This window comes from Pseudarthrobacter sp. NPDC058196, assembly GCF_042882685.1.
Lineage (GTDB): Bacteria > Actinomycetota > Actinomycetes > Actinomycetales > Micrococcaceae > Arthrobacter.
Window position 1 is genome coordinate 256,795 of sequence record NZ_JBHVVN010000006.1, and the last position, 19,203, is coordinate 275,997.

A 19,203-nucleotide genomic window follows, 5' to 3' on the forward strand; every position below is an offset into this window, starting at 1 on the left:
GACCATGGCAAACGGACCAATCAACACCAAACCTAGACCGCAGACCCCGTTGCACGCGTGGCCCTCCCGGTCCTAGGACAGCCCGACCTACCCCCGTGCACCGTGAACGTAGTTTGCGGCTGGGCGGGAACTGTAAGAGACCTTGCGAGACCAACTATCACCAGGCTTCGTATGGGTGCAGCCGGAGGAGACGGCTTTGGGGAACGGGAAACGAAATGTGCCCAGCGAAGGGGCGCACCCTTCCCAAGTCCGCAACTTCGTTATAGGCCGCCCGGAGTTTCGGCCGGGCCTTCCGCGATGGCAGTCCTAGACTCTGGCCATGCACCCCTTGGCGGCAATCGGCCTGGTGTTCCTCACCGGGCTCGGCTGGATGACGACGGTCGTGACACTGCTGGTGGCCTTGGCCAGGGCCCAGGCTAGGCGCGCGCCCCAAACCGGGGCCCGTCGCAGCGCCGAGGATGAGGAGGCCCAACAATCCGAGAACATCCAGGAACGGACGGTCGTCGCCGGCGAGCTGCCCGAACTGAACCCCTCGGCAACCTCGTCTAGGCGCTGTGCCCAGCGGACCTCTCGGCGTCGTGGTTTTTTTGGCGGGTCCTGCCAGCCGGGAATCGCGTCGGGGCGGCGTGCGTCAAGCACGCACAGGCTGTCCGGGAAGTGGGGAGGGACACGTGTTTCACCGAGGCGTGATTCTTTTTAACCGCCTGCCCAATGGCTGAAATTGCCTCCACCGACGGTGCGTTCATCGTCGTCTTTGCCACACCGACGACAACGCCTGTAGAGACGGCCGTCGTCGGCGTGCTCGACATGCCATTCGTGCCGAATATTCAGTTTGCACATCAGGATCTGCAGCATGGCCTTCTCCGATCCGCGAGTCCGGCATTATCAATGATGGCCCTCACAGGTGATTCCTTGGGCGGACACGCTTGTTATTTCTGTTCAGGTAGGCCTCGTACAAAGGGCGCCTTGCCGAGGTTAGTGCGTTCGGGGCGTTCGGTAATGTGCACCTCCACCTCCGTGGCCGCTGCACCGGCTTTCTTGAGCGCTGATGCTACTGCGTTGCGGACGTTTTCTTCGGAAGCTCCGGGGGCGAGGCCGGCGAGGAGCACTCGGAGTTTGGTGGGTTCCTGAATGATTTGCCAACCGTTGTATCCGGCTTCATCGAGGATGTGGTGGAACACGTTTGGATGGATGGTGACGGTGCCCTGTTGGCCTGGCAGGCGCAGGACGTCTTCAATCCGGCCCTCGATGTCTTGGAGCACGGTGAAGGAGCGGCCGCAGGGGCACCCCCGCCCGTTGAGTTTGATGGCGTCGGACATTTCATAGCGGATGAGCGGAAGGGTCCGGGAAAACAGGACTGTGACGAGCAGTTTCGCGCCGGTTGTTCCGCTCGTGACGGGGTTTCCTGCCCGGTCCACGGGCTCGACGATGAGCAGGTCTTCGTAGACATGACGGTTCCGGTAGGTGCAGGGGGATGCGATCACTGCCGTTTCGGTGGCGGCGTAGACATCGAAGGGTTTGCTTCCCCAGGCGGCCTCCAGTTCGGCTGCTGCGTGGGGGCTGAGGACCTCGGACGCGGACATGACGCCTTGCGGTGCGATGCGCAGGCGTCCGGCACGCTGCTCGGCGGCGAGGGGTTTGAGTGCTGAGGCGTAGCCGACAAGGAGCCTGGGTTGGAACCGGTTCAGCGCAGCGACCGTCTCCTCAAGGGGGGCGGTGACGTCCAGGCGGAGGGAGGGGACGGTTCTGGAGCGAAGGGATGCTCCAACGACGGCGGACTGGTGGGTGGGGATGCGTGAGCTGACGAGGGCCATTTTCACGGGCTTGGTGACCCCGGCAGAGATCCCGGCCCAGTCGTTGGCCCGGGCGTAGGAGGCCAGGATGGTCGCCCATTCGGTGCGGTTCCAGACGAAGGTTCCGCGCCGGCCGGTGGTGCCGGCTGTTGCCGCCGCCCACCATTTGCCCCGCCAAGGCAACCCCGGATCCCCTCCGCTCTGGGAGAGGGTCCGTAGATGGTCTTCGAGGTCAGCGAGCCTCAGGTCGGGTCTGGTGACGGCCTCGTCAAAGTGCTCCATCAGGTCAGCTTTCGTGACGGGCGGCAGCTGGTCGAGTGGGGCGTTGTGCAGGCCCGCGTGGTGATGCCGGTAGAACTCGGAGCCGGCGTAGGTGGCCCGGCGGAGTTGCTGGAGGGCATGTTCCTGGTGGGCTGTGATGTGCGCGGCGTCCCAGTGGTCCCTCTGGCGCCACGCCGCGCGCAGGAACAGCAGCCGGGCGATGAGGCTTGCGTCCATGGGCGGGTTGCCTATCGGGTGCCCGCCGGGGCCAGCGGCCGGGTTTCACGGGTGGTGGTGGCTTCAGGTGTTTCCGGGCGGGGCAGCCGGAGTCGTTTGAGCAGGAGGGCGTTGACAGCGACCAGGAAGCTGGATCCGGACATTGACAGGGCTGCGATTTCGGGGCTGAGAGCGATCCCGGCGAAGGCAAAGACTCCTGCGGCGATGGGCAGCGCTATCGCGTTGTAGCCCACGGCCCAGCCCAGGTTCTGGCGCATTTTCCGGAGGGTGCCTTTGCCGATCCGCAGGGCGGTGGGCACATCGAGCGGGTCCGAGCGCATGAGGACGACGTCCGCGGTTTCAATGGCCACGTCGGTGCCGGCGCCGATCGCGATACCGAGGTCGGCCTGGGCCAGGGCCGGGGCGTCGTTGACGCCGTCACCGACCATGGCGACCTTTTTCCCGGTCTGTTGGAGTTCGGCGATTTTCGCTGATTTGTCGCCCGGGAGCACTTCGGCGATGACGGTGTCGATGCCGAGCTGGCCGGCGATCCTGCGGCCGGTGGCTTCGTTGTCGCCGGTGAGCATGACGACTTCAATTCCGGCCTCGTGGAGGGCAGTGACCGCCGCGGCGGCAGTCTCCCGCGCGGCGTCTGCCATGGCGATCACCGCAGCGGGTCTGCCGTCCACGGCAACGAGCACGGCGGTGCGTCCGGCGCCGGCGAGTTCCTCGCGAACAGGGCCAAGCGGTCCAAGGTCGATGCCTTCGTCGGCCATGAGTTTACGGTTCCCGACAAGGACCGAATGTCCGTCCACGGTCGCTCCGGCGCCGTGGCCTGGAACATTCAGGAAATCCGTCGCCGCAAGCGTGGGCACGCCCTGTGCCTGGGCATGGCGGACCACGGCAGCGGCCAGGGGGTGTTCGGATTCCTTTTCCACCGCGGCGACCAGTGCCAGCAGGGTGTTCTGGTCGATGCCTTCGACGACGACGTCGGTGACTTCCGGTTCGCCCTTGGTCAGGGTGCCGGTTTTGTCCATCACGACGGTGTCGATCCGGGCGGAGACTTCCAGGGCGGTTGCGTTCTTGAACAGGACGCCCCGTTTCGCCCCGAGCCCGGTGCCGACCATGATGGCCGTTGGGGTGGCCAGGCCGAGCGCGTCGGGGCAAGTGATGACGACGACGGTGATGGCGAACAGCATGGCCGCTTGGAGCCCGGCGCCGAGGGCGAGCCAGGCGGCAAAAGTCACGGTCCCGCCGATCAGGGCGACCAGGACGAGCCAGAACGCGGCCCGGTCCGCCAGCCGCTGGCCGGGGGCTTTGGAGTTCTGGGCTTCCTGCACGAGGGCGACGATCTGGGCCAGGGCGGTGTCGGCTCCGACCTTGGTGGCCCGGACCCGCATCGTGCCGGTGGTGTTGATGGATGCACCGATCACTTCCGATCCGATGGTCTTGGTCACCGGCAGGCTCTCGCCCGTGACCATGGATTCATCGACCTCCGACTGGCCTTCTTCGACTTTCCCGTCGACGGGGATTTTCGAGCCCGGCCGGACCAGCAGCAGGTCCCCGGCCTGGACGTCGGAGGTGGGGATCTCGATCGTCTCACCGTCGCGGATTACAACCGCGACCGGCGGAGCGAGCTCGAGAAGCGTGCGGATGGCCTCATTCGCGCCGCCGCGGGCCCTCATTTCGAACCAGTGGCCCAGCAGCACGAAGGAGGCCAGAACTGTAGCAGCTTCATAGAACACCTCGCCGCCTCCGGTGAGGGTGACCCAGACGCTGTAGAGCCATCCGGTGCCCACCGCGATTGCGACCAGGACCATCATGTCCAGGGTGCGGGCCTTCAATGCCCGGTAGGCGCCGTCGAAGAAAATCCAGGCCGAGTAGAAGATGACAGGCAGGGAAAGAATCAGGGCCATGACGTCATCGCGGAGCCCGAACGGTGTCGGGGCGGTGAAGCCGAGCATGTCCCGGCCCATCGGGGACCACAGCACCACACCGATCGACAGGACCGCTGCGACCAGGAAACGGTTGCGCATGTCCTTGACCATGTCACCCATAGTCATCCCGCCGTGGTGGCCTCCGTGCCCCATCATGTCCTGAGGAGTCCGGGCCATCTCACCGTGCATTCCCGGGCCCTGCGGGTGCGCTGTGCTCTCCGTCGTGGGCGTGGCGTGCGTCACCCCGCCGGTGTGCTGTTCTTCCATCGGGTAGCAAACGTGGTCGGGGACGGACTCGCCGCGGCAGCGGTAGCCGCAGTCCCGGACCCACCCGTAAATCTGCTCCAGCGATGTCACGGAGGGGTCAAAACTGACGGTCGCGGTTTGGGCAACGGGGTTCGCCTCAACCCCTGCAACTCCGGGCCGCTGCGAGAGGACCCGTTCGATCACCGCCTTGGATGTTGCCCAGTGCAGGCCACCGACTTCCACAACAGTGCGTTGCAATGGCCTGGGCTGGGCATCGGTGCCGGGCTTCGAGTCAGCAGACATGGTGTCGTCGTCCTTAGGTCATGATGGATCCGCCGAGGACAGCCGGGGTGGATTCACCCGCTGTCGGACCTTCACTGCGTGGGGCTTTCGCCCGGGACGTCGATTTCCGGTTAGGCCGAACATATACCCCCTAGGGGTATGCGGTCAAGGTATGCCTTTGCTGTGCGCCGGCGCGCCCAGCTGCCCTTGCAGTTCACTATCGTCCCTCACCAGCGCAGGGGTCAGAGGCTTTGGTCCCGCGTGGCGGAGGCGGCCCGGTGGCGGCGGGTCGGCTGAGCACGAGCCGGAGTGACCCGAGGAACAGCACGATACGGGCTGCGGCCAGTGGTGGGGGCGTTCCCTGGGCAGGAGCGGGGATGCGGCGGTGCCGATGACGGGCACCAGCCGGGGCCAAGCGGTCAAAAGGTCCAGGCAGGCGTGGGCGCTGGCATGGTCCGTGCCCGTCCCGTTCATCGCGCTTCCGGGTTTACCGGGCGAGTTGGCGCAGATGGCATTGCCGGATCAGTTCGACGGCTCGCCTCTAGCCCTAAATACCCCTAGGGGGTATACTCCTGATGTTGCCAGTGACGTGGTTTGTCCAGGCCCAGGCCGTCACAGCCGTTCAACCGCAACATCCCCTTTCCTATCCCTTATTTGAAGGAAAACTGACATGTGCGGAACATCGGAATCACGGACCCAACTGCCCCTGGCCTCCACGGCCCAGCAGGGCTGCGGCTGTTGCTCCCCCGCCGTTGACTCGCGCCCAGCCACTGCCGCCGAGCCGGCCGCCCAGGGGGCCAATGCCCGGTACGACGTTGAAGGGCTGACCTGCGGGCATTGTGTCCGGACCGTTGAACAGGCCGTCTCCGGGGTAGCCGGCGTCGAGTCGGCAACGGTGGACCTGGTGCCGGGCGGCACGTCCCGGCTGACCGTCACCGGCACCGCGGACCGGGAGGCGCTGGCGGAAGCCGTCAGCTCCTCCGGCTACGTCCTGGCCGGCGCGAACTAGCCCCGCGCCGGCCCTCCCGGGCGCCGGTCAGTGGCCCGGGTGATCGGTGTGGTCCGCAGTCGGCGCCGGGAAAGGTGCCACGTCACCTCGTCCGCCGCCGATGGCCGGGCCGATGACGAAAGCGGACAGGGAGAACATGGCGGCGAAGACCAGCAGACCAACTGCCGGGGCGGCCCGGCTGCCGAATCGCCGGTAGAGGCGCGGGAGCCCACGACCAGGAGGTCGGCCCGTGGTTGAAACCGAATCCGATGCAGGCACGTTGTACCGGAAGGCGCCTGCCACAAGACCGGTAACCTTGGACAAAAGCCCGTACGGAGGGAAGGAGGAACCTCATGATCGCACCTGAGCATCGCCCCGCGATGACGTTCCTCCGCCGCGCGGGTCTCTTGGGTGCCGTTCTGGCGCTCATTGCGGGTATTTTCGGCATGCACGTCTTGACGACCACGCACGCGCTGCATCCTTCCGCCATGGCTGCAGCAGGCGGCAGCGCCCATCACGGATCTTCCGGCACCAGTCACACGGAACACCTTCTGGCAGCCTCCACCCCGGACATGCCAGGGGGGCAGGCCGCGTCCCCTCAGGATGCCGTGCAGTGTTCGGACTCGGGCAACTGCACCACCATGCACGCCATGACCGCTGCCTGCACCCCGTCGGCGAAGTCCGGTTCCCTGGCCGCACCGCTGCCCGGGACATGGGTCGTCGCCAGGACCTCCATCGCAGGGGCCCTGACCGATACCGGCGCGGCATGGTCCTATCGTCCCGGGAGTCCTTCACCCGGTGAGCTCTGCATCAGCCGGACGTAAAACACCGGCCGGCGCTGTGACGCGCCCAGCGCCTTAGCAGCCCGGGCGCCGCTAGTTCGAGCCGTGCCCGGCGCATCACCAATGCACTCACCCACCACGGCGCCCCCGCGCCCGCTGATGTCTTGAAGGACCCGAAAACCATGATGAACAAGAAATTCCTCGCCCTTTCCACCACCGCCGTCGCCGCAGCACTCGCCCTGGCTGGCTGCTCCACCGGCACCGGATCGACCGCCACGTCCAGCTCCGCCGCAGCCAGCAGCTCGATGCCGGGCATGGATCACGGCAGTTCGGGAATGATGTCCAGCAGCTCACCAACCGCCTCGACCGAGCACAACGCGGCCGACACCATGTTCACCCAGGGAATGATCCCCCACCACGAACAGGCCGTCGAAATGAGCGAAATGATTCTGCAGAAGAAGGACATTCCCGCAGCAGTCACCGACCTCGCGACCAGGATCAAGGCGGCACAGGCCCCGGAAATCGACACCATGACTGGCTGGCTGAAAAGCTGGAACGAATCCGCCACGATGAGCGCCGGCCACAGCATGGACGGCATGATGGGCGACGATGACCTCAAGAAGCTCGACGTTACCCAGGGCACTGAGGCGGCCAAGCTCTTCCTGACCCAGATGATCGCCCACCACGAAGGCGCCGTCATGATGGCCAAAACTGAAACCGCCCAAGGCCAAAACGCCGACGCGATCAAGCTCAGCAAAAACATCGTGACGGCGCAGGAAGCCGAAATCCAGGAAATGAAGAACCTGCTGGCCACCCTCTAAACCAGCACACAGTCAAGGCGCCGGCCCCTCCCCCGGGGTCGGCGCCTCCGGTCGCCGAGCCCTACACTTCCTGCCCCTGTTCGTTCGGGAGTCCCCATGCCCCTGCACGCTCTAACCCGCCACCATTCAGCAGCTGCCGCCGCAACAGCCGCACTGATGCTCACGTTGTCCGCGTGCGCCCCGAAAATTGCCTCCAGACCTGCCCGTACCGGACCACCCACTGCCGCCGCGGATGTCCCTAGCTCCCACGGTCACGGCCTGAGCGTGGACCGGGAAACCGACCAGGTGCTGCTCGCCACCCACCGAATGCCTGTTCGACGTCACCAAGTCTCCCGCCACTAAAATTGGCGGCACCAACGACCTCATGGGGTTTACCGCGGCAGCGGACCACGGTGTGTTCTATGCTTCCGGGCACCCGGGCACCGGCGCCGATCTACCCAGCCCGCTGGGCCTGATCAAGTCCGTGGGCGGCGGCAAATTTGGCAATGGGTCACCACGGCACCGATCATCCAGTTCGCCGTCTTCGCCAGCGGCACCGATGTCGTCGGTATAGAACCCGACGGCACGGTCCACCAGTCGGACGACGCCGGAACTATTTGGACCCGCGCGGGCCGCATCCAGGGCCGGGTCCAGGTGATCACCGGGGTGGAAGGAGCAGACGGCAAGCGTTGGATCTGGGCTGCCACCACCGACGGTCTGGTCACCTCCACCGATGGAGGGGCGACCTTCCGCCTGGCCGACTCCGCCTGAGCCTTGCGGGTCCGGCGGTTCGTCACCGGTTCAGGTGACGGTCAGCCCGGTGTACATCCCCGCCCAGTAGTGGCCCGGGAGGTTACAGAACAGCTCGTACCGCCCGGGCGGCAGGTCAAGGCTGACCCATCCGGTCGTGGACGGCAGGATCCCTTCGCCTTCGCCTCCGGCGCAGGTAGTGGACGCCTCACCCAGGCTGCCGGCCTCGTCGACTCTTCCGTCCCCGCCTATAGGGCGGGTTCCTGTGCTCTGGGTGCCTGACAGGGGGACGACCAGCAATTCGTGTGGGACGGTGCCGTCGTTAGTGACGAGGAAGGACACCTTGCCGTGGACCACGGTGGCCCGGTCTGCAGTCAGGCGCATGCCGCCACGCATCCTCCCGCGCCCGGCCATCATGGCTCGTCCCCTATCAGTGGTGGTGACGATCACGACGGTGCCGGCGAAGGTCGGCGCCGCACAGCGGGTTGTGCCGGGATTCCCTGGCCCACCCGGATTTTTATTTCCGCCCAGCAACGCGATCCCCGTCATGGACAACGCGGCCAGCAGTACGGTCGCGACAACGCCGATCAGGATCTGGGGGCTGCGGGAGGGTGTATTCACGGCTTGCGACGGAGGGCAGCCCGGCGTTCATTAAGCTCGGTCGCGTCGATTTCGCCGCGAGCGAATCGTTCGTTCAGGATCCTCTCAGCCTCATCGTGAGCAGACCCGTAATATCCCCCGCGCCCTTGGCGTCCGCCACGGACCAGAAGAATCACCACCGTCACCACACCACCCCAGAACAGCAGCATCATCAGGGCCATAACAATCCAACCGCCCACACCCCAGTCGCCGTACCATCCGTACATCATGCGCGGACCAACCCTTCAATCGCTGCCGCCGTTGCTTCAACTTTTGCGTGGTCAACGCCTGATGCAACAGAGCCATTAGTCACGGAATCCGTAAGCCGTCCAAAGCGCCACTGGTCACTTGGCGTGGAGAAGTTCGTGCCCATCCGGCCGCAACTCCCCGGCAGATTGGTGTTGGCCTTCGGCCAACACCAACAAAACCGGAAAGAGGAACCAAAGAACCGCGCCACAGCAGGCGGAAGACCCACGAGCCAAGGTCTTGAACCCGTCACCCACACACCTGAATAGGCTCCGCGGCAGCCAGGCCCACAGCCCGCGACCCAGCCGTCAGAGGGGCGCCACCACAAGCTTTGTACACACGTTAAAGCAAAAAACCCCTCCGACGAGGGGATCTGCTGTGCCCGAGGTGGGACTCGAACTACATTCCCGCCCTTATATACAATGGGAATCCGCGAAATCATGCGGAATTCGAAGAAGTCCGGCAGCTGTACGAGGCAGTACGAGACGAAAAGTGTGAACATTGTCCACACCCCATTTTCGGGGGGTGAAGGACTACCGGGGCACCAGATGCCTGGAAATTTCGGCGGCAGAGTCCAGCAAGTCGACAGTGCCCGCGGCGACTCCAACGACGAGGTCGAAGCCTTCCTCCGTGGTGAAGCCATGCCGGTAACCGTTGACCCAGAGCAACAACACCATGAGCGTCCACGCCGTCCGTTTGTTCCCATCAATGAGTGGATGGAACCGCGCGACCGACTCCAACAAAGCGGCCGCCTTCACCGCCAGCTCCGGATAAGCATCCGCACCCATGACAGTCGTAGCCGGCCTGGCCAACGCCGAGGCCAACAACCCGACATCACAGATATGGAACCCGTACCGATCAACTACCTGCAGTGCATCCTCAATGTCCAGGTACGCCGTCACGCGTCCTCAAGGCGCTTCAGCAACTCCGCGTCATGACTCATAACAAAATCAAGCCCAGCGCTGATCTCACGCCGCCGCGCATGGCGCTGCAGAACCAGTTCTGCCCCCTGCAACAGAAGCGCGGACTTGGACGTGTGTTCCTCGGCGGCCAACTTCTCCAGCCGCCGATCGAGGTCTTCAGGGACACGGAGATTCATAGCCATGTCACCATGGTACCAAAACGGTACTGACACCTCAGCAGGCGGCACGCGCCTCCGATTCGAGTCCCGAGCTCAAGGGGCGGGAGCACCGGGATGAAGTTCGCTGCCCGAATCTTTCAGTCGGCCGGGCGCCTAAATCCGAAGGGTCCTGTCGGCTTTATCGAACGGCCGATATCGGCCTTCGAATTTGACCTTGGGATGGCTCGGAGAAGGGCGCCCCTGGGCTTTTCTCTCGCTTACCAGCGCGTGACAGGTTGTCCCTGGGCAGTGCCGAAGTTTTACCCTCAGTCGCCGGCGCCTGCCATCACCCTTGGCGAAGTGGTGCCTCAGGGGTAGCCCAGGCGGCCATCCCGAGCCATGATGGCACCATGACTGATCCCCAACGGAAGCTGTCCGCCGCCGAACTCGCCGAGACCGGGCTCACCGGCTGGCACGTGACCGGCGAGGCCCTCGCCGCCACCTTCAGGACCCGGAAGTTCTCCACCGGCCTGGAGCTCGTAAACCGCATCGGCGCCTCCGCCGAGCAGGCCAACCACCACCCCGACCTCACGCTCACCTACCCCGAGGTCGGCGTCACGCTCTCAAGCCACGATGTCGGCGGGATCACCAGCCGCGACATCGACCTCGCCCGCACCATCAGCGGCCACGCCGCGGACCTCGGGGTCGCCGCCGCGGAGTGAGTCCGCGCCGTCGGGCACAGGGCGAACGGACCATCGAGGCGCTAAGCGGCCTTTACGGAATCTTCATTATCAGCCTTTGAAATCAGACAGGGAGTGCTCGGTATAGGGCTACTTCCGGCCGATATCGTGACGGTTTCTCCCCAAGCTCTCCCAGTCCAAACTGCCCCGCCCTGCGTCTGGACGCCGGGCGGGGCCACGACCAGGCAGCGAAACGCCCCCTTTTATTTTTCAGGCCGGAATGAGGGAGGACAACTCGTCGAGGCGGTGGATTTCCAGTTCTGTGAGGGCCAGGGAGGCTGCTCCCATGAGGTCGGGCAGCTGTTCCGCGGTGCGGGCGCTGGCGATTGGGGCGGCGATATTGGGTCGGGTGAGAAGCCATGCGAGGGCTGTTGTCGCAATAGTGGTGCCTCTCTCCTGCGCGATGTCGTCGAGGACGGAGATGACCCGCAAGCCTTCGGTACTGAAGTAACTGCCTGCCATCTTTTCTCGGGGTGTGCCCACGAGGTCTTCACGGGTCCGGTACTTGCCGGTGAGGAATCCGCTGGCGAGGGACCAGTAGGGGATGACCCCGAGCCCGTTGGTGGCAGCCAGTGAAGCCAGTTCGCCCTCGAAGTCAATTCTGTGTACCAGGTTGTAGTGCGGCTGCAGGGCCACGGGACGGGCATAGCCGTTGTCGTCCGCGATCCTGATCCATTCCCTGATCCGGTCCGCGCTGTAGTTGGAGAGGCCGACGTGACGGACTTTTCCGGCGATGACGAGATCATCGAAGGCTCCGACGGTCTCCTCCAGAGGAGTGGTCTCGTCATCGAAGTGGGCATAGTAGAGGTCGATGTAGTCGGTGCCGAGGCGTCGCAGGGTGCTTCGGAGGCTGCCACGATGTTCTTTCGGGAGAGGCCGGGAAGATCGGGGTGCTGGCTGACTTTCGTTCCGATGATGACCTGGGACCTGTTGGAGCGCCGTGCCATCCAGTCTCCGATGATGGTCTCGGATTCCCCTCCGATGTTGCCCTCGGCCCAGGCCGAGTAGCTGTCTGCTGTGTCGATGAAGTTGCCGCCCTGTGTGGTGAAAGCGTCCAGAACACTGTGGGAAGTCTGTTGGTCAGAGGTCCAACCGAAAGTGTTTCCTCCCAGGGCGAGCGGGAAGATGCTGAGATCCGAATGTCCGATAGTCGTCATTTTCAAGGTCCTTTAGTAGTGGTTCTGTCAGACGGAGAGCGCGTCGATGAGCTCTATTTCGGGTGGAGCCAGGGCGAACCCGTCCAGGTCGAGGTTTTCGACGATCCGTGCGGGATTGGTTGAACGCGGGATTGTTACGATCCGCTTTTGGAGCATCCAGCGAAGGACGATCTGGGCGACGCTGACGTCATGGTCTTCGGCCAGATGAAGCAGTGTCTTGTTTTGCAGGACGGGACCGCCCTGACCCAGCGGTGACCAGGCTGTCGTGACGATGCCGCGTGCGGTATTTTCCGCGACCAGGCTCTTGCGCTGCCGTAGAGGGTTTAGTTCGATCTGGTTTACCGCGGGGGTGACGTCCGAGTGCTGGGCCAGGAGGTCAAGATCGGCGGCTTCGAAGTTTGAAACACCGATGGAGCGGACGGTTCCGCGTTCCAGGAGTTTTTCCATGGCCCGCCAGGTTTCGGCGACCAGTCGGGAGTCGGGCTGGGGCCAGTGGATGCGATAGAGGTCGATGACGTCGGCATCGAGCAGGCGGCGTGAGGTGTCGAACGCTTTCAGGGTTTGAGCGTAGCCCATGTCGGCGCGCCATACCTTGGTGGTGAGGAAGACGTCTTCGGGGGTTAGCCCTGCGTCGCGGATGCCCTGACCTACGGCCTGTTCGTTCGCGTAGAAGGTTGCGGTGTCAAAGGCGCGGTATCCGGCGCGCGCGGCGGCGGCAATATCGGCGCGGGCGGTCTGCCAGCATCCTTATCCGACCGGTGGGATGCTCGCTCCGGTATTCAGCTGGATGTTTCCTGCGGTGGTCATGCTGTGATCCTTTCTTGCCAGGGTTTGGTGTGGTGCGTTTCTGGTGCGTTGCGGACGCGAACCAGATAACGAGGGCTATGAGAACGAAGGCGCCAGCCTGCACGCCGACGAGGGGCATCCCTCCGGCGCTGAAGGCGACCGTGCCCGTGAAGGCTCCGGTCGAGCCGCCCAGGAACACGGCGAACATGAAGACCGTGTTGGCCTGGGCTGATTGGACCGGGTTCGCCGCCAGGGTCCGGGTCTGGTTAGCGGAGAGGATTGTCTGGGTGGCCCAGGTGATGACGAACATGCTCGCACCAAACATGACGGCCGACGAGAGGTCTATGATCACCGACAGCACACCCAGAAGCAGGACCAGCAAGAACACGAGACCGACCGGAAGGGGCCCGAAACGGTCAACGAAGCGGCCGCTGAACGGGGTAGCGATTCCGGCGGCAAGTCCGACTGCCCCGAAGAGGCCGGCCGAGAGGACGCTCCAGCCGAAGCCAGGTCCGGTGAGGTGCAGCACCGTGACCGTCCACAGGGAGTTGAAGGTGGCGAACACGAAGAACTGCATCAGCGCAGACTGGATCAGTTCAGGGCTCCGCCGGCTCAGCTGAAGGGTCGAGGCCAGCAGGTGTCGGTACTTGCCGCCGGCGGCGTGCAGCTCGAGCTCTGTGGCCAGGGCAGTGCGCAGGAACGGCAGCACGGCCAGGACCAGGGCGGCGAAAGACAAGACGACCCACCGCCATCCGATGGTCTGAACGAGCAGGCTTGCGATGATCCGGCCGCCGAAAATTCCGATCAGCAGGGCGCCGGCCACTGTTGCCAAGGCAGCGCCCTCCTTCCCTTTGGGGGCTAACCGGCTCGCGGCCGGGATGAGGATCTGGGCAATGTTTGCCACCAGGCCCACTGCCAGGAATCCCAAGGTGACTCCCACAATCTCGGGCAGCACCGCCGTTACCGCAAGGGCCGCGGCAAGGAGAACCGACTGAATCGTGACCTGCCGCCGGGGCTGGACGCGGTCAGCGAGGGGAACCAACAGGAAGATGCCGATGGCGTAACCGGCCTGAACGCTGGTCGCGATGACACCGGCCGCTGCCGGGGCCACGCCAAAACCAGCCGCCAGCACCGTCAGCATGGCCTGTGGCAGGTAAATAACGCTGACCGCTGTAGCTGCGGCGACCGCAAGAACGGTCAGTCTGGCGGCCCAGGACCATTCCCGCGCATTGCCCATCAGGGCACGTACCTTTCAGATGACTGGCTGCTTAGCACAACGGGCGGAATGATCCGATCGGCCTCAAGTTCACGGAAGAGTTCCAGGAACCGGTCTTCGCTGTCGAGGCAGTCGGTGAAGCCGGCCTGCCGGGCCTTAATGGTGGAGGAGACGTTGTCGAACCCGGACCGCAGCAGGAAGTCGCCGAATTCCCATCCGACCAGGTCTTCATACGGAGTCGGGACCAACGAGTGCCGGGCCACCAGCCGCTCCCAGACGTTTTTGAGCTGAGGCATCGCGTCAGCCAGGGGCACCGGCTGGGGTTCGGCGTAATCCATGCCGAGGTGACGGGCGAAGGCCGGCCACAGCTGGCGCCAACGGAACTGGTCACCGTTGGTGATGTTGAAGACTTCGCCGGCGGCCTGTGGATCCGAGCCCGCCCATACTGTGGCCCGGGCAAGCAGCCCTGCATCGGTGACCTGATAGAGGGCGTCAAAGGCGGCACTCGTGCCGGGAAATCGTAGCGGCTGGCCCAGTTCACGACAGATGCTGGCGTAGACGGCGATCACCATCAGCAGGTTCATTGGGTTGCCGACAGCGTAACCGACTACCCCTTCGGGACGAAGGATGGTCAGGTCAAAGCCGCGCTCCGCTGCGGTTTGACGCAGCAGGTCCTCCTGGTCGTAGTAAAAGTTCGGCTGCACGAGGCGCGGGTCCCGCTCCTTGGCCGGTGTGTTGAAGTAACCCAGATGCGCCCCGTAGGCCTTTCCGCCCTGATACAGGGTGACGTGACGCAGTGGGGCACCGGCGCTGTAAAGGCCGTCAAGGGTATTGCGCAGCAATCCGACGTTGGCCTCTGAAAGCTCCCGGGACGTCGGGCGCTCGGCGTAAGCGCCGAAGACCAGATGCGTTGTGTCTTCGGCCTCAGCCAGACCTGACGCGGAGGCTGCGGGATCGCTGAGATCTACCGACAAGTGGTCCCAGCCGGCGCCCTGGACGGGGCGCCGGCTGATGCCGCGAACCTGCCAGCCCTGACGTACATACTCATCGGCCGCATGCCGTCCGATCACTCCCACGGCCCCGGCAACAAGCACGCTGCCCTTCCGGCGGGGCTGGTCCGGATCCCTGAGGTGCTGCTCAGACAAGGCGGGCTCCGCCGTCAACGTGGTGGATTGTTCCGGTCGTGAAGCCGTTATCGATCAGGTGCAGGACTGTAGAGGCGAGGTCCTCGGGACGTCCGATACGGCCGGTCGGCAAGGATTTGGCCTGCTGCTCGAAGGCTGCTGCTTTTTGGTCGTCGGGGAGGTGGGACCAGCCCTCGGTGTCGGTCATGCCCGGGCTGACGGCGTTAACCCGCACGGGAGCTAGTTCGACGGCGAGAGAGCGGGTGAGGCCTTCGACGGCGGCGTTCACTGCTGTCACGGCTACCGTGCCGGGCGCGGGGCGGTCGGCGGCGACGCCGGAGAAGAAAGTGATGCTGCCGGTGTCCGGCAGCAACGGCCCGAAGACTTGGACGGCGCGGTAGTAACCCCAGAATTTTGCTTCGAAGACGTTCCGGGCGTCGTCGATGGCAAGTTCCCGGAAGGGGGCATAGGCCAGGGCGGCGGCGGAGAGGACCAGGTGGTCGATGGGGCCTGTTGCCGCAGCGGCTGCCCGGAGGCTGTCCATGTCAGTGAGGTCAATCTCAAGGCCGACGGCGCCGCCGCCAATGTCCCGGGCCGTGGCCTGCGCGCGGGTTTGCGTGCGTCCGGCAACGATGACCGCGCCACCGCGTGATGCCAGGAGTTTCGCGGTGTCGCGACCTATGCCGGAGGTTCCGCCGATGATCAGTACTGTCTGCGAGGTGCTCATGCTGATGTTCCTTTGGGTTCGGGCCGTGAAGGCAAATTGGTCAGTTACGGGGTGGTGCACAGGGCGCCGGTGGAACCCGGATCCCTGGTGACGTATGAGCAGGCATGGCTTTTCAAGAGGCGGGCCGCCGCGGCGGCTTGACCCGCTTCGAGGGCTGCCATGATTTCGGCGTGTTCTTCCACCGAGTTGGGGAAGCCCACCTGGTCGTGGGCAGCGCCTACGAGGGTGAGCATTTCGATTCCCAGGGCGTTCCAGGCCCGGGTGAGTGCATCGTTGCCGGCGCTTTCAACGATGTGGCGATGGAAGCGTGTGCTGTGGAAGCACAGCGCGATGAGATCGCCGTTTTCCTGCGCGGCCCGCATTCCATCCAGCGCGCTGGCCAAGTCCGTTGTCTTGCCCTTCAGATGACGTGCAGCCGAATGTCCGGCGATTTCCTCGAGGGCGGCCCGGACGGGGTGGGCCTGTCGCAGGTCCTCGCTGTCCAGTTCCCGAACGCGGCAGCCCTTATTGGGTTCGGACTCTACAAAGCCCATGCCCGCGAGGTCCCGCAGCGCCTCCCGCGCAGGTGTCTGGCTGGTGCCCAGGCTCCGGGCTATCTCCAGTTCTGTCAGGCGCTGGCCCGGGACGTAGGTCCCATCCACGATCCTGGCCGCGATGTGGTCGCGGACGCGGACGCGCAAGGGCGTGGCAACCAGGGGGCCGCCGGAAGAGGAGTCCGGATCCTTCACGGTGGACTCCCCCGCTGTCACTGTCATTTGTTGCTTACCTCCCTTAGATGAGCCTTACCAACCTAGATACTACATTATCGATAATAGATAATTGATTCATGACTGAAGAAAAGATTGATTCGACGCTCACTGACCGTGGCCCCGCGCCTTACGTCCTCGACATCGAGAGTGCTACAGAGGCCAACGAAGACTACAGAAGGACAATCTGGACGGGCGGCCGGCTGCAGGTCACCGTCATGGCCATCACCCCGGGGGACGACATCGGACTGGAAGTGCACCAGGACGTGGACCAGTTCCTGCGGGTTGAGAGCGGACAGGGCAAGGTCCAGATGGGCCCTGCAGCCGAGAATCTGATCCATGAATGGGACGCACGGGACGGCGATGCGATCTTTGTTCCGGCCGGAACCTGGCACAACGTCACAGCCGTGGGTGCTGTCCCCTTGAAGCTCTACTCGATCTATTCACCACCGGAACACGCGCACGGCACTGTGCAGGCGACAAAATCCGATCCCCAATAACTGACCACACATCGATACGGTCGGACGCCTGCGGCAGATCAACGACAATGCGGATCCCGATCCGAAAGGAACGCCCAGCTATGCCTGAACGAAACATTCCCCGGCTGACCGCCGTGGCCGTGACCTTGGCTGTCGTCATGGACCTGCTGGATACCACCGTGGTCTATATCGCGGTGCCCACCCTTCAGGAGGAGTTCGACGCCGGCCCCGGTCCGGTCCAATGGGTCATCACCTCCTACCTTTTGGCGATCGCGGTGTCACTGCCGATGAGTGGCTGGATCAGCCGCCGCCTGGGCCAAGGACGTGCCTTCCTGATCGCGCTGGGAATCTTCGGGACGGCCTCGGCCCTCACCGCCTTGGCATGGTCCCTGCCGGTCCTCATCGCGTTCCGGGCTCTACAGGGTCTGGGCGGAGGGTTGATCCTCCCGATCGGCATGGCCATGCTTTTCGCCGCGTTCCCCTCCGACCAGCGGGCGAAAGCCTCCGCGCTCATTTCGGTGCCGGCGGCCCTCACCCCGGTCCTGGGCCCGCTGATCGGAGGCTGGTTTGTGCAGGACATCGGCTGGCAGTGGGTCTTCTGGCTCAACGTCCCCATCGCCCTCGCCGCCATCCTGACCGGCCGGCGTTTGCCGGCCCAGCGGCCAGCCGCCCCCGCTGCCCGGTTCGACGGCGTTGGCCTTGTGCTTGTCTCGGCAGCCCTTGCGCTTTTGGTGCTCGGTCTTACCGGCGCCGAGAACGGATCCGCCGCTGCTGTGCCCCTGACCGCCATCGCCGCCGCAATGCTGCTCCTGACCGGGTTCGCCGTACGGCAGCTCCGCCGCGCAGATCCCATGCTCAATGTCCGGCTGCTCGTCAAGCGGGAGATCTGGAGCAGTAACCTCGCCTTTCTCCTGACCGCCCTGTCCTATGGGGCGCTACTGTTCCTGCTCCCGCTGTATCTCCAGGGCCAGGGCGGGATGTCCCCGCTGGACAGCGGGCTCATGACGTCCCTGCACGCCGTCGGCATCCTGCTGGCCACCCCGGTCACCACCCGATTTACCCGGCGCACGGGCCCGCGCGCGCCGCTGGCTGCAGGGTTGGCTCTCATGGCAGCGGGAGCGGGGGCACTGTCACTGACGGGCCAGGCCACGCCGGGCTGGCTGACGGCAGCCGCGATTCTGGTTGCGGGTGCGGGTTTCGGCACAACCATCGTCCCGCTGCAGACGGCTACCGTCACCGGACTGCACGGTCCGGAGCTGGCCGACGGTTCGACAATCGTGAACATGGCCCGGCAGATCGGCATGGCGGTCGGCGTAGCCGCCGCCGCTGCTGCCCTCAATGCCTTGAACGGCACCAACGGCCCCGGTTCCGGATATGCCGGCGCCTTTCTCCTCGCCGCGGCCCTGGCAGGGCTGGCCATTGTCCCCAGCCTGGCCTTCAGGGACCCCAAGCCCGCACCGCGAGATCCAGAACATGCCCCGAAACGGCCTGAACGGACGGGCGCCACGAGAGCATCATGAAAGACTGGGGAAATGGCGGTATCAGCAGCATTTGAGAACGAGAGCCTCTCGGAAAAGGTCAAGCGCACCATCGTGGACAGGGTCGTTGACGGCACCTACCCTCCCGGTATGCGCCTCGTGGAGCTCCAGCTCGCCAAAGAATTCGGCGTCAGCCAAGCGCCGGTCCGCGAGGCCCTGCGGGAGCTGTCCTCCACACGGCTGGTCGAAAACATCCCCCGCCGCGGAACCTTCGTCCGGTCCGCCTCCCAGGATGACCTCGCCGAAGTCTACTTCGTCCGCCTCGCGCTGGAGGGAACCGCCGCCTCCGCCGCATATCCGGCACTGCACGCCGACCCGGCACCGCTGCGGGAGGCCCTGGCCGGCATGCGCGAAGCCGCGGCGACGAATGACGCCCACGGTATCGCCAAGTACAGTACCGACTTCCACCGGGCTGTTGTGGTTGCGACCGGGAACCGGCTGATGCTGGAGATCTGGGATTCCCTGTATGTCGAGGCCCGCACCATGGCCACCGTCGTGCGCGGCCACGTCGACCTGCACGCAGCGGCCGAAGCCCACGTCCCGATCCTGGAAGCCTTCGAGAGCGGCACGCCGGACCTCTGCACCAAGCTCGTCATCGAACACCAGCACGAGTACTCCATCCTCCCCCAGGAATAGGCCCCTTCCTCCTCCCCGGAAGGGCCCGCACCCCATCCAAAAAGAAATTATCGA

Annotated in this window: 18 protein-coding genes and 1 pseudogene; 7 read left to right on the forward strand and 12 right to left on the reverse strand. The window is 64.8% G+C overall.

The window, feature by feature from the left end:
- Positions 1 to 929: 929 nt before the first annotated feature.
- The gene (locus ACFVVC_RS10805) at positions 930 to 2,291 is read right to left on the reverse strand and encodes a phenylacetate--CoA ligase family protein (protein WP_387452521.1); all 1,362 of its coding nucleotides are present in this window, start codon (positions 2,289 to 2,291) and stop codon (positions 930 to 932) included.
- Positions 2,292 to 2,302: 11 nt separating this feature from the next.
- Positions 2,303 to 4,756: a heavy metal translocating P-type ATPase gene (locus tag ACFVVC_RS10810; RefSeq protein ID WP_387452524.1), complete on the reverse strand. Its 2,454-nt coding sequence runs from the start codon at positions 4,754 to 4,756 to the stop codon at positions 2,303 to 2,305.
- Between the two features lie 649 nt (positions 4,757 to 5,405).
- On the opposite strand from ACFVVC_RS10810, the gene ACFVVC_RS10815 reads away from it, so the two are divergent.
- From ACFVVC_RS10815 to ACFVVC_RS10825, 3 genes are all read left to right on the forward strand, one after another.
- On the forward strand, positions 5,406 to 5,744 hold the full coding sequence (locus ACFVVC_RS10815; RefSeq protein ID WP_387452527.1) for a heavy-metal-associated domain-containing protein: 339 nt from the start codon (positions 5,406 to 5,408) through the stop codon (positions 5,742 to 5,744).
- 332 nt (positions 5,745 to 6,076) lie between these two features.
- A complete protein-coding gene (locus tag ACFVVC_RS10820) occupies positions 6,077 to 6,547 on the forward strand; it encodes a DUF6153 family protein (protein ID WP_387452530.1) in 471 nt (156 codons plus the stop codon).
- Positions 6,548 to 6,687: 140 nt separating this feature from the next.
- Complete coding sequence (locus ACFVVC_RS10825; RefSeq protein WP_387452533.1) at positions 6,688 to 7,326, forward strand: DUF305 domain-containing protein; 639 nt, start codon at positions 6,688 to 6,690, stop codon at positions 7,324 to 7,326.
- A 780-nt stretch (positions 7,327 to 8,106) separates the two neighbouring features.
- On the opposite strand, the gene ACFVVC_RS10830 is transcribed toward ACFVVC_RS10825, so the two are convergent.
- From ACFVVC_RS10830 to ACFVVC_RS10845, 4 genes are all read right to left on the reverse strand, one after another.
- On the reverse strand, positions 8,107 to 8,676 hold the full coding sequence (locus ACFVVC_RS10830; protein ID WP_387452535.1) for a sulfocyanin-like copper-binding protein: 570 nt from the start codon (positions 8,674 to 8,676) through the stop codon (positions 8,107 to 8,109).
- The gene (locus tag ACFVVC_RS10835; RefSeq protein ID WP_387452538.1) at positions 8,673 to 8,924 is read right to left on the reverse strand and encodes an SHOCT domain-containing protein; all 252 of its coding nucleotides are present in this window, start codon (positions 8,922 to 8,924) and stop codon (positions 8,673 to 8,675) included. The genes ACFVVC_RS10830 and ACFVVC_RS10835 overlap by 4 nt, the downstream gene beginning before the upstream one ends.
- Positions 8,925 to 9,473: 549 nt before the next feature.
- Positions 9,474 to 9,842: a type II toxin-antitoxin system death-on-curing family toxin gene (locus ACFVVC_RS10840; RefSeq protein WP_387452541.1), complete on the reverse strand. Its 369-nt coding sequence runs from the start codon at positions 9,840 to 9,842 to the stop codon at positions 9,474 to 9,476.
- The gene (locus ACFVVC_RS10845; protein WP_246857429.1) at positions 9,839 to 10,045 is read right to left on the reverse strand and encodes a ribbon-helix-helix protein, CopG family; all 207 of its coding nucleotides are present in this window, start codon (positions 10,043 to 10,045) and stop codon (positions 9,839 to 9,841) included. Before ACFVVC_RS10845 ends, ACFVVC_RS10840 begins: the two co-directional genes overlap by 4 nt.
- Positions 10,046 to 10,410: 365 nt before the next feature.
- On the opposite strand from ACFVVC_RS10845, the gene ACFVVC_RS10850 reads away from it, so the two are divergent.
- Positions 10,411 to 10,722, forward strand: coding sequence for a 4a-hydroxytetrahydrobiopterin dehydratase (locus ACFVVC_RS10850; protein WP_387452544.1), 312 nt, complete (start codon positions 10,411 to 10,413; stop codon positions 10,720 to 10,722).
- A gap of 228 nt (positions 10,723 to 10,950) precedes the next feature.
- Here the strand turns inward: ACFVVC_RS10850 and ACFVVC_RS10855 are convergent.
- From ACFVVC_RS10855 to ACFVVC_RS10880, 6 genes and pseudogenes are all read right to left on the reverse strand, one after another.
- Positions 10,951 to 11,897, reverse strand: a pseudogene (locus ACFVVC_RS10855) (aldo/keto reductase).
- Between the two features lie 27 nt (positions 11,898 to 11,924).
- On the reverse strand, positions 11,925 to 12,617 hold the full coding sequence (locus tag ACFVVC_RS10860; protein ID WP_387452693.1) for an aldo/keto reductase: 693 nt from the start codon (positions 12,615 to 12,617) through the stop codon (positions 11,925 to 11,927).
- The gene (locus ACFVVC_RS10865; RefSeq protein WP_387452547.1) at positions 12,580 to 13,920 is read right to left on the reverse strand and encodes an MFS transporter; all 1,341 of its coding nucleotides are present in this window, start codon (positions 13,918 to 13,920) and stop codon (positions 12,580 to 12,582) included. Before ACFVVC_RS10865 ends, ACFVVC_RS10860 begins: the two co-directional genes overlap by 38 nt.
- Positions 13,920 to 15,044, reverse strand: a complete 1,125-nt coding sequence (locus ACFVVC_RS10870; protein ID WP_387452550.1) for an SDR family oxidoreductase — start codon at positions 15,042 to 15,044, stop codon at positions 13,920 to 13,922. The genes ACFVVC_RS10865 and ACFVVC_RS10870 overlap by 1 nt, the downstream gene beginning before the upstream one ends.
- Entirely contained in the window at positions 15,037 to 15,750 is a 714-nt protein-coding gene (locus ACFVVC_RS10875; RefSeq protein WP_387452553.1) for an SDR family oxidoreductase, read from the reverse strand. Before ACFVVC_RS10875 ends, ACFVVC_RS10870 begins: the two co-directional genes overlap by 8 nt.
- A 44-nt stretch (positions 15,751 to 15,794) precedes the next feature.
- On the reverse strand, positions 15,795 to 16,505 hold the full coding sequence (locus ACFVVC_RS10880) for a GntR family transcriptional regulator (protein WP_387452556.1): 711 nt from the start codon (positions 16,503 to 16,505) through the stop codon (positions 15,795 to 15,797).
- 86 nt (positions 16,506 to 16,591) lie between these two features.
- Here ACFVVC_RS10880 and ACFVVC_RS10885 point away from each other — a divergent pair, with 86 nt between their 5' ends.
- The 3 genes from ACFVVC_RS10885 to ACFVVC_RS10895 all read left to right on the forward strand — a co-directional run bounded on the left by ACFVVC_RS10885 (position 16,592) and on the right by ACFVVC_RS10895 (position 19,149).
- Positions 16,592 to 16,996, forward strand: a complete 405-nt coding sequence (locus ACFVVC_RS10885) for a cupin domain-containing protein (protein WP_387452696.1) — start codon at positions 16,592 to 16,594, stop codon at positions 16,994 to 16,996.
- Between the two features lie 80 nt (positions 16,997 to 17,076).
- The gene (locus ACFVVC_RS10890) at positions 17,077 to 18,495 is read left to right on the forward strand and encodes a DHA2 family efflux MFS transporter permease subunit (protein WP_387452559.1); all 1,419 of its coding nucleotides are present in this window, start codon (positions 17,077 to 17,079) and stop codon (positions 18,493 to 18,495) included.
- Between the two features lie 12 nt (positions 18,496 to 18,507).
- Positions 18,508 to 19,149, forward strand: a complete 642-nt coding sequence (locus tag ACFVVC_RS10895) for a GntR family transcriptional regulator (RefSeq protein WP_387452562.1) — start codon at positions 18,508 to 18,510, stop codon at positions 19,147 to 19,149.
- Positions 19,150 to 19,203 lie beyond the last annotated feature (54 nt).

Coding starts and splice junctions, on each gene's coding strand:
- ACFVVC_RS10805 (WP_387452521.1), bottom strand. CDS start 2,291: ATGGACGCAAGCCTCATCGCCCGGCTGCTGTTCCTGCGCGCGGCGTGG.
- ACFVVC_RS10810 (WP_387452524.1), bottom strand. CDS start 4,756: ATGTCTGCTGACTCGAAGCCCGGCACCGATGCCCAGCCCAGGCCATTG.
- ACFVVC_RS10815 (WP_387452527.1), top strand. CDS start 5,406: ATGTGCGGAACATCGGAATCACGGACCCAACTGCCCCTGGCCTCCACG.
- ACFVVC_RS10820 (WP_387452530.1), top strand. CDS start 6,077: ATGATCGCACCTGAGCATCGCCCCGCGATGACGTTCCTCCGCCGCGCG.
- ACFVVC_RS10825 (WP_387452533.1), top strand. CDS start 6,688: ATGATGAACAAGAAATTCCTCGCCCTTTCCACCACCGCCGTCGCCGCA.
- ACFVVC_RS10835 (WP_387452538.1), bottom strand. CDS start 8,924: ATGATGTACGGATGGTACGGCGACTGGGGTGTGGGCGGTTGGATTGTT.
- ACFVVC_RS10845 (WP_246857429.1), bottom strand. CDS start 10,045: ATGGCTATGAATCTCCGTGTCCCTGAAGACCTCGATCGGCGGCTGGAG.
- ACFVVC_RS10850 (WP_387452544.1), top strand. CDS start 10,411: ATGACTGATCCCCAACGGAAGCTGTCCGCCGCCGAACTCGCCGAGACC.
- ACFVVC_RS10865 (WP_387452547.1), bottom strand. CDS start 13,920: ATGGGCAATGCGCGGGAATGGTCCTGGGCCGCCAGACTGACCGTTCTT.
- ACFVVC_RS10875 (WP_387452553.1), bottom strand. CDS start 15,750: ATGAGCACCTCGCAGACAGTACTGATCATCGGCGGAACCTCCGGCATA.
- ACFVVC_RS10880 (WP_387452556.1), bottom strand. CDS start 16,505: ATGACAGTGACAGCGGGGGAGTCCACCGTGAAGGATCCGGACTCCTCT.
- ACFVVC_RS10890 (WP_387452559.1), top strand. CDS start 17,077: ATGCCTGAACGAAACATTCCCCGGCTGACCGCCGTGGCCGTGACCTTG.
- ACFVVC_RS10895 (WP_387452562.1), top strand. CDS start 18,508: ATGGCGGTATCAGCAGCATTTGAGAACGAGAGCCTCTCGGAAAAGGTC.